At 58.9% G+C, this 9,169-nt stretch carries 11 protein-coding genes; all 11 read left to right on the top strand.

Annotated features, from left to right (window positions below; all coding sequences use genetic code 11):
- A partial coding sequence (locus tag Q4Q11_RS29290; RefSeq protein ID WP_498571666.1) for a sugar phosphate isomerase/epimerase family protein occupies positions 1–380 on the top strand: 380 nt, incomplete at its 5' end.
- The gene (locus Q4Q11_RS29295) at positions 380–1,207 is read left to right on the top strand and encodes an alpha/beta fold hydrolase (protein WP_498571667.1); all 828 of its coding nucleotides are present in this window, start codon (positions 380–382) and stop codon (positions 1,205–1,207) included. The genes Q4Q11_RS29290 and Q4Q11_RS29295, both read left to right, overlap by 1 nt.
- Complete coding sequence (locus Q4Q11_RS29300) at positions 1,204–1,929, top strand: ribulose-phosphate 3-epimerase (protein ID WP_498571668.1); 726 nt, start codon at positions 1,204–1,206, stop codon at positions 1,927–1,929. Before Q4Q11_RS29295 ends, Q4Q11_RS29300 begins: the two co-directional genes overlap by 4 nt.
- Positions 1,926–2,903 (top strand): ROK family protein, encoded by a 978-nt coding sequence (locus Q4Q11_RS29305; RefSeq protein WP_498571669.1) that lies wholly within the window; start codon positions 1,926–1,928, stop codon positions 2,901–2,903. The genes Q4Q11_RS29300 and Q4Q11_RS29305 overlap by 4 nt, the downstream gene beginning before the upstream one ends.
- Before the next feature lie 94 nt (positions 2,904–2,997).
- On the top strand, positions 2,998–3,303 hold the full coding sequence (locus Q4Q11_RS29310; RefSeq protein WP_498571670.1) for a hypothetical protein: 306 nt from the start codon (positions 2,998–3,000) through the stop codon (positions 3,301–3,303).
- 290 nt (positions 3,304–3,593) lie between these two features.
- The gene (locus tag Q4Q11_RS29315; protein WP_498571671.1) at positions 3,594–5,063 is read left to right on the top strand and encodes an adenylate/guanylate cyclase domain-containing protein; all 1,470 of its coding nucleotides are present in this window, start codon (positions 3,594–3,596) and stop codon (positions 5,061–5,063) included.
- Between the two features lie 738 nt (positions 5,064–5,801).
- A complete protein-coding gene (locus tag Q4Q11_RS29320; RefSeq protein ID WP_498571672.1) occupies positions 5,802–6,644 on the top strand; it encodes a transporter substrate-binding protein in 843 nt (280 codons plus the stop codon).
- Between the two features lie 56 nt (positions 6,645–6,700).
- A complete protein-coding gene (locus Q4Q11_RS29325; protein WP_112509146.1) occupies positions 6,701–7,363 on the top strand; it encodes an amino acid ABC transporter permease in 663 nt (220 codons plus the stop codon).
- Between the two features lie 6 nt (positions 7,364–7,369).
- Positions 7,370–8,029: an amino acid ABC transporter permease gene (locus Q4Q11_RS29330; protein WP_112509144.1), complete on the top strand. Its 660-nt coding sequence runs from the start codon at positions 7,370–7,372 to the stop codon at positions 8,027–8,029.
- A gap of 13 nt (positions 8,030–8,042) precedes the next feature.
- A complete protein-coding gene (locus Q4Q11_RS29335) occupies positions 8,043–8,813 on the top strand; it encodes an amino acid ABC transporter ATP-binding protein (protein WP_112509142.1) in 771 nt (256 codons plus the stop codon).
- Positions 8,814–8,975: 162 nt separating this feature from the next.
- Positions 8,976–9,169 (top strand): helix-turn-helix domain-containing protein (locus Q4Q11_RS29340; RefSeq protein ID WP_498571673.1); only part of this gene is annotated, 194 nt, incomplete at its 3' end.

The following is a 9,169-nucleotide window of genomic DNA, read 5'->3' on the forward strand; positions in this document are numbered from 1 at the left end:
GTGTCGATCTCGGCATCGAGCCGGAGCAGGCCAATATCGTCACCTCGGCAAGCGATGCGCGGCGACTGATCGGCGAGATGGGATCGCGGCGGCTGCGCATCGTGCTTGATCCGGCCAATCTTTTCGAACAGGCGACGCGGACGCAAGCCCGGGCGATCATTGAAGAGGCGGTCGAAATCTCGGCCGGTCACATCGCGCTCGCACATGCCAAGGATCGGCACAGCGACGGCCGTTTTGCCACGGCCGGGCGGGGCGTGGTGGACTTTGCCGATTTTATCGCGCGGCTGCGCTCGGTGAATTTCGACGGACCGCTCGTGACGCATGGTCTTTCGGCTTCGGAAGCATCCGGTGTCGCCGGCTTTCTCAAGGCGCTGATCTGATGGGAAAGAAATCGTTCAAGTGCGGCGATGCGGAACTTGCCGTCTATGTGGATGGTGAGGGACTCCCGGTCGTTTTCCAGCACGGTCTTGGCGGTGATGAGGCGCAGGTGGCACAGAATGTCCCAGCCTTGGGAGATATTCGCCGACTGACGCTGGAATGCCGTGGACATGGCGCATCCGCGCTCGGCAGCAAACGCCCTTTTTCGATCCATATGTTTGCCGAGGATGTTCTGGCCGCGGCCACCGAGTACGGGTTCGATCGCTTCATCATCGGCGGCATTTCGATGGGAGCAGCGATTGCCCTACACCTTGCCCATCGTCACGCTCACCGGATCGCAGGGCTCGTTCTTGTGCGGCCCGCCTGGACCTTCGAGGCATCGCCGGACAATCTCGCTCCGATCCGAGCCGTTGCGGCCCTGATCCGTTCCCACCCGGTCGATGAGGCCAAAGGGCGCTTTGTCTCCTCTGAAACAGGACAGAGGATCGCCTCGGAAGCACCGGACAATTTCTCTTCCCTGCTCGGCTATTTCGATAGGCCGGAAGCCGTGGCTTTCGCGTCGGCACTGGCTGATATCGCTGCAGACGGGCCTGATGTTACGCAAGCGGCTGCCGCCGCCCTTGCCATGCCCACCCTCGTTATCGGCAATCGGCACGATGCTATCCATCCGCTCGCTTGCGCGCAGACGCTCGCCAACGCCATTCCCGGCGCAAGCCTTGTCAAAGTTGCCGCCAAGGCCATCGACAAAGACAGGCACTTTGCCGAGGTCCGGGATGCCATCGCGCATTTTCTAGCATCTCAAACACTCCGGAGCTTCGTTCCATCATGACGTCCAGACCTCTTTCCGGCCCGGCGGCCATTGCAGCACTTCCCCGCAACAGGCTTCTAGCCGAATTCTCGCTCTGGTCGGCCGATCTTGCCAATATGGAAACCGACCTCAAGCGCATAGAACCTTATGTCGACCTGCATCATATCGATGTCGCCGATGCGCGCTTTACGCCGGGCTTCCTGTTCTTTCCGGATTTCGTCGCGCGCATCGCCAAGTCGACCGCAAAGCCGATCCATGTTCATCTCATGGTCGAGGCTGAAATCGTCGAGGAGCAGACGCGCCAGTTCATAGAGGCGGGTGCGGATCTGATCAGCGTTCATGCCGAAAATGGCGATGCCGGCTTGCGTGCAATCGCGCTTGCCAAGAAGCTGGGTGCCGAAGCCGGCGTGGTGCTGCGGCTGGAAACCCCTGTTTCGGCGATCGAGCCTTTCATCGATCATGTCGCCTTCGTAACGCTGCTTGGAACATCGATCGGCGTCAAGGGACAGAGCCTTTCCGAAAAGGCATGCGACCGGCTGATCGAAGCGCGTTTCCTGCTGAGGAAGGCAGGCCGCGAGAATCAGATCATACTCGCGGCCGATGGCGGCATTCGCGAGCAGACAGTGCCGCTTCTGCGCCAAGCCGGGGCGCAGACCGTCGTTCTCGGCTCGCTGGCATTCGGCGACAAGAACCTCGGCGCCCGGATCGCCTGGCTGCATGGACTGGAGAGCCGGGTTTCGTGAAAAAGGTCGCTCTGGCATTCGATCTCGGTGGAACGGAGCTTCGCGCCGCGCTTGTCGATGATACGGGTTGCCTTTTGTCATTCGCGTCCCTGTCGACGGATGCAGCCGGAGGGCCTGCTGCCGTCATCCGACAGATCGAACTGCTGGCCGAAACCGTACTGGCCGAAACGCCCGATCTTTCTCCGACCGGGATCGGGATCGGCGCGCCCGGCCCACTCGATCCGGAGGCCGGCATCGTCATCGCGGCACCGACCTTGGTTGGATGGTATGAGGTTCCGCTGGCCGACATTCTCCACCGTCATTTCCAGCTGCCGGTACGGCTTGAAAACGATGCGAACGCCGCAGCGCTTGGCGAATGGAGATACGGCGCCGGCCGTGGCGCGGAATCGATGGTGTTCGTTACCGTATCGACCGGTATCGGAGGCGGCGTGATTGCCAATGGCCGGATACTGCACGGCAGACGGGGCCTGGCTGCCGAGATCGGCCACATGACGATCACGAGCGAGGGCGAGCGGTGTTTTTGCGGCGCGGTGGGTTGCTTCGAAGCCGTCGCCTCCGGCACGGCGCTTGGCAGACGGGCAACCGCCCGCACCAGGGCTTTCGACGGATCGGTGCTACGCTCGCTCGCCTGCGATACCGACGTCACAGGACGACATGTCGTCGAAGCCGCACGAAACGGCGACGCAGAGGCGCTGGAGCTGCTGAATGCCGAGGCGCAGTGGCTTGGGATCGGCTTTACAAATCTGCTCCATCTCTATTCCCCCGACGTGCTGGTCATGGGCGGAGGAATTTCGCACGGCTTCGATCTTCTGCACGATCAAATGGTGATGACGGTTCGCGAGCGGGCCATGCCTGTCTATCGCGACGTGCCGATCGTTGCCGCACAGCTGGGGCGGCATGCCGGGCTGATCGGCGCAGCCAGTCTCATCTTCGACGGCTACGGAGAGACCGGCCTCAAGCCCACGCCCGAATAGCCGGGATGATCGGGAATTCCACGCAAAGTTTGAGTTGACCGCTTTCGATAGCGAGGCGACACTTGCAACCTGCAGCAAGGCAGGAGGAAAAGCGATGGAAGAGCCAGACCGCTGGCGCCAGATGGCAAGCGCACCGAAAGATGGCAGCCGGATTCTCGTTACGATCCACCCCTCCGAACAAGGGCCGGCAGAAGTTGATCTCGCCTATTGGTCGAATGGCGATCAGTTCGGTTCAGAAGGCTGGCGCGCCTCCGATTCCTCGCCCGGCCGTATCATCGAATATGCCGAGCCGGAATTGAAATGCTGGATGCCGATGCCGCTCGCTAATCTCAACCGCACCTCGATGCCCTCGCCGTGGGAGGGCGACGACGCCCAGCAGCTCGACGGCTCCGGAATTTAAAGCATGTCGCGCAAAAGTGTGCAGCGGTTTTGCGGCAACGAGATGCGCAAAATCGAAGACCTAAGGCGTGAAAGGCGAATCTGAAAGATCGCGACGCGCTTTAGGAACTCGCGTCGCCGTGTTGTGAGGATTCAATGCTCAACGGATGGAAAAATCCGGCTGAGCTGATTGTGCCTGCAGCTTGCGGATCGCCCGGAGCATTTCCGGGAAATGCTGTTCCGTCCGGAATGCGTCGGGAAATAAGAAGATGGAGCATTTTCGCGATGGACGAAAAGCGGTGAGTGTTCTGGATGATCGAGGCTTTTTCGCGGTATGGTACGATGATCGACGAAAAGAAACTTGAAGAGCGCTTGGCCGTGGTCGAAGCGGCCAGATCCTGGAGCCCGCGCGTCGTCTCGCGGCTGGAGATGCTCCTGCGCTCGGGCACGGACGAAGCACTTTATCGCATCAATCCGATCGAATTCGCCAGGGAAAAATCGATTGCCGAGCCCGAAGGGATCGATCTTTTCCTCCATGCGTGCGTGGCTGGGCTATTCGATATGGACTGGCTGCTCGTTTGTCCAATGTGTTCGGATGTTGTCGAAAGCTTTCGAAGCCTGCGTAAACTGCACACGCATTTCCACTGCCACCTCTGTCAAAGCGATTACGATGCCGCGCTGGACGATTACATTACGGTGACATTTACGGTTTCCCCCACGGTGCGCAGCATCCGCTTCCATAGACCGGATGCGCTTTCGGCCTGGGATTACGTCTTCCACTATAAACTGACGTCGGGCGGCATGTTGCCCGACGGCGTGCCATGGAGCGAGGCCGCCAAACAACTGGTGAGGTTGCTCACGCGCATAGAACCGGGCTCTACGCTCAGTCTTGAGGTCGATGCCGTCGAAGGCGCGCTTTTGGGCCAGGATTTCGAAAGCGACGCTCAATTTCTTTTCCCGGTCGCAAGAGGGGCCGATGCAGCGTTACCGCATGTGCCCGTCACACTCGACGGCGGTCAATGCATGGCTGCCCCGGCAAACATCGCTCCGGGCAAGGTGGCGTTCGACGTTCACAATGCCGGCAAGCTGCCGGTGATATTCGGCATCCTGCAGCTTCCGGTGGCCACGTTTCAGCGCCAGAAGCTTCACTTCGGGCCGTCCTTATCCGGCAAACGGCTGCTGACGACGCAAACCTTTCGCGACTTCTTCCGCTCGGAGGTGATTGGCGCGACCGAAGGGATTGCGGTTCTCGACGTTACCCTCGTATTCACCGATCTCAAGGGCTCTACGGCGCTCTACGAGCGGATCGGCGATCTCAACGCCTATATTCAGGTGCAGCGGCACTTTCAGCATCTTCTCGACGTCACCGTTCGGCACAATGGCGCGGTCACCAAGACGATCGGTGACGCCGTAATGGCGGCGTTTCTGACCTCGGCGGATGCGGTGCGGGCAGCACTTGATATGCGCGAGACCGTGGAACAACTGAATTGGGACCGCCCGCAACGTGATTTCATTCTCAAGATCGGCGTGCATCGAGGGGCTGCGATCGCCGTCACGCTCAACGAGCGGCTCGATTACTTCGGCCAGACGGTGAATATCGCAGCCCGGGTGCAAAACCTTGCCGATGGTGACGAGATTTGCATCACCGGAGATGTTTACCGTGCACCGGCGGTGGCGGAAATTATCGCGCCATATCCGATGGTAAAAAGCGAGGCGGAACTCAAGGGCGTCAGCAAAGCGATATCGGTCTATCACTTGGCCCGGTTAGAAACCGGTCTGTGAAGCGGCATGAGCCCTGCCGCCAAATCATGTGACCGGGGCTACCATGAACATGCGCAGCTATCTAGGCTTGCATCTTGTCCTGTTAGACGAAACCCACACTTCCAAAGACTGCCGGAAACAACAGCAGCATTCGAGAAAGAATGCTTCCATTTACGCTATTGAAGGATCGGAACCATCGAAGCGGTATTACAATCTCCCTCCATGACAAATTTGCGAGTTGAGCGAATAGCTTGGCTTAATCGGAATGGCCGAATAGTAGCCATGCACAGACTGTTAGCTTCTCCGCGACGAAGGCGCGAAAACCACCATTCTCAAAAGGGCCGGGCAGCATAGCCTGGAAACTGCAGGTTCTCAATCGTTGGTGCGCGAGCGCCGCAACGCCCTATCGGCGATGCTCTATTTGAAACCCTAATCCCGATGAAAATTCACAGCCGCTAGCGATAAGTCAGATCCGAATTTCACCTCCAGTTTGCCACCCACGAGAACCTCCCTTCGCATGGCAATGCTGATCGCTTTTTCCTGATGCCGCGCCTGTTCACGGGCGCCTGGAGTATCGCGCCACGAGCGACGATCAAGGCATTCATGTCGAAAGGGCCTTACCGTTCTCGATCTCAGACAGCCGACGGGAACGGCCACTATTGACAAGCTACTCAGTATGTCCCTTGATATGTGGCATCCGAGATAATAGACACATGTCCATAATATCGGATTTTAAAATCTTCACCAAGGGGAACAACCATGAGCATTACTTTTCGCGCCGGCCTAATGTCGCTGGTCGCCGCCGCACTCCTTTCTTCCACGCCCGTTCTCGCCGATGGCAGCAAGCTTGATGAGGTGCTGGCGCGCGGTCACCTTGTACTTGGAACCGGCAGCACGAACGCGCCCTGGCACTTCAAGAGTGCGGATGACAAGCTGCAGGGCTTTGATGTCGATATGGGCCACATCATCGCCAAAGCCCTCTTTGGCGATCCCGACAAGATCGAATATGTCAATCAATCGTCTGATGCCCGTATTCCCAACATCACGACGGGCAAGGTCGATATTACCTGCCAGTTCATGACCGTCACCGGCGAGCGCGCTCAGCAAGTTGCCTTCACCATTCCCTATTATCGAGAAGGCGTCGGCCTGATGCTGAAGGCGGGTGGGCAATATGCCGACTATGCGGCGCTGAAGGCAGCGGGCTCATCCGTCACCGTTTCAGTTCTTCAGAATGTCTATGCGGAATCCATGGTCCATGCCGCCCTGCCCGACGCGAAGGTCGACCAGTATGAATCCGTCGATCTGATCTATCAGGCGCTGGAATCAGGACGCGCCGATGCGGTTGCCACCGATCAGTCGTCGCTCGCCTGGTATATGACGCAGAACCCTGACCACTATAAGGATGCAGGCTATGGATGGAACCCTCAGACCTATGCCTGCGCGGTCAAGCGTGGCGATCAGGACTGGCTGAACTTCGTCAATACCGCCCTGCATGAAGCCATGACCGGCGTTGAATTCGAAAGCTACGCCAAGTCCTACAAGACCTGGTTCGGCAAAGATCTTGCACCGCCGCAGATCGGCTTTCCGGTCGAATACAAGTAACAGCATAGCGGAGCGGGCATTCCCCGCTCCGCCTGCCTGAAAAAGGGATAGCCCGCATGGGTTACACGCTGAACTTTTCGGCCGTCTGGCGCAACTTTGATTTTCTTCTGAGCGGCCTGGCGCTCAGCCTCGGCCTTGCGATCATCTCGATCCTCATCGGCGCGATGATCGGCCTTCTGCTGGCCTTCGCATTGACGTCGAAGAGCCGTATCGCTGTCATGCCGGCACAGGCCTATGTCACCATCATCCGCAACCTGCCGATCCTGGTTCTGGTGCTCTTCGTCTTCTTTGCCCTGCCGCAGTTGGGCTTCCGCCTGGATAAGGTGAGAAGCTTCGTGCTAGTGCTTTCCGTTTATTCGGGAGCCTACCTGGCAGAGGTATTCCGTGCAGGATTGCTATCGATTCCGAAAGGCCTGACCGAGGCGGGTCTTTCCATCGGATTGACATCCATGCAGATCCGCGGATCCATCATCGCCCCATTGATGCTGCGCAACGTCCTGCCGTCATTGTCTTCGACGATCATCTCCTTGTTCAAGGACACGTCACTAGCGGCAGCCATCGCCGTGCCGGAACTGACCTTTGCCGCCCGCAAGATCAATGTCGAAAGCTTCCGCGTCGTCGAGACCTGGCTCGTCACCTCGGCTCTTTATGTCGCAACCTGTTTCCTCATCGCCGCCCTGATGCGCTTGGTCGAGCGCCGGCTGGCTCTGCCCAGGTAAGGTCGAATGTCGCACACATTTCTCGAACAACTCTGGATCGCCCGCTACGTCATATTGAATGGCGTCGGCGTGACCGTCTCGATCTCGCTGCTCGCCATCCTTGCCGGCTCCGTGCTCGGTGTTTTCGTCGGCTTGGCGCTTGTTTATGGCGGCGCCATCCTGCGCCTTGTGACGCGGGCCTACTCAGATGTCATCCGCGGCACGCCTGTGCTGGTGCTCGTGCTGGCAAGCTATTACGTTTCGTCCGCGGTAGGTCTTGATTTGGGACCGCTCTCCGCAGGCGTGCTGGCTCTTGCGATCTTTTGCTCGTCCCATGTCGGCGAAATCGTGCGTGGCGCCCTTCAAGCCATCCCCAAAGGTCAGACGGAGGCAGCAAAGGCGATCGGGCTCACCTTCACCCAGACCTTCACTTCGGTCCTGTGGCCGCAAGCGATGCGCCAATGCCTGCCGGCCTGGGTGAATACGGCGGCCGAGATGGTCAAAGCCTCGACACTTCTTTCCGTGATCGGCGTCGCCGAACTGCTCCTGCGCACGCAGGAGATCATTTCCCGTAATTTCATGAGCCTCCAGTTCTATTTCCTGGCTGGCGGGCTCTATTTCATCGTCAACTTCGGTATCGAGCGCTTCGGCAAATATGTCGAGCGCAAGACCGCACTGCCGTCCTGAGGAGATCGGAGCGATGGGTAAAACGATTCTAGACATTCAGGGCCTGCACAAGACCTATGGCCAGAACGAGGTTCTGAAGGGCGTCGATTGCACCGTGCAGGAAGGTGAGGTCATCTCGATCATCGGCTCGTCGGGCTCCGGCAAGACGACGATGCTGCGCTGCATCAACATGCTGGAGGAATTCCAGGGCGGCAAAATCAGCCTCGATGGCGAGGAGATCGGCTATCATGTCGATGGTGGTACCCGACGCCGCAAGAGTGAGAAAGAGATCGCGCGCCAGCGCGCACTCACCGGCATGGCCTTCCAGCAGTTCAATCTTTTTCCACACATGACTGCCGCCGAGAATATCATGCTCGGCCTCGTCAAGGTGAAGAGGATGTCGAAGCCGGCGGCGCGCAGCGTCGCCGAAAAATGGCTCGACCGCGTTGGCCTTGCCGCGCGCGCCAATCATTATCCAGGCCAGCTCTCAGGCGGCCAGCAGCAGCGCGTCGCCATTGCCCGAGCCATCGCCATGGCGCCGCGGCTGATGCTGTTCGACGAGGTAACCTCGGCTCTCGACCCAGAACTGGTTGGCGAAGTTCTTCAAGTCATCAAGGGCCTAGCTGCCGACGGTATGACGATGCTGCTTGTCACCCATGAGATGCGTTTCGCCTACGAGGTCTCCTCGCGCGTCATCTTTATGAACCAGGGAGTTATCTGCGAAGAAGGAGATCCGAAGGACATGTTCGTGCGCCCGAAGACGGAGCGGCTTGCCGAATTCCTCAAATCCTCGAGTTTCAATTGACAAGGAGGAAGAGAGCGGCGCAAGCGTTGCATCATCGCACGCGTGAATGCTATCGCGGCGTCTTGCTGAGATTTGGCGGCATTGGCGCCGTGTAACCGGCACAGTGTGCCGGTGCGTCGCAGCGGGCCAGCGGTGGCTGGTTTGGAATAATCGGAGAAAAGCATGGCCGAACCTGAAAACGACGTTGTATCGCGACGCATGCGCGGCCTGGATCGCGCGTTTGAGATCCTGGAGTTTCTGCGGGTGAAGCGCCAGCCCATGCGTCCGAACGAGATTGCTACGGAAATCGGCGCACCACGCTCTTCCATCTACGAGCTCGTCAATCTCCTGCTCGGCCATGGCATGCTCGACTATCA

It is taken from the genome of Rhizobium sp. UFLA01-1127 (assembly GCF_059803845.1).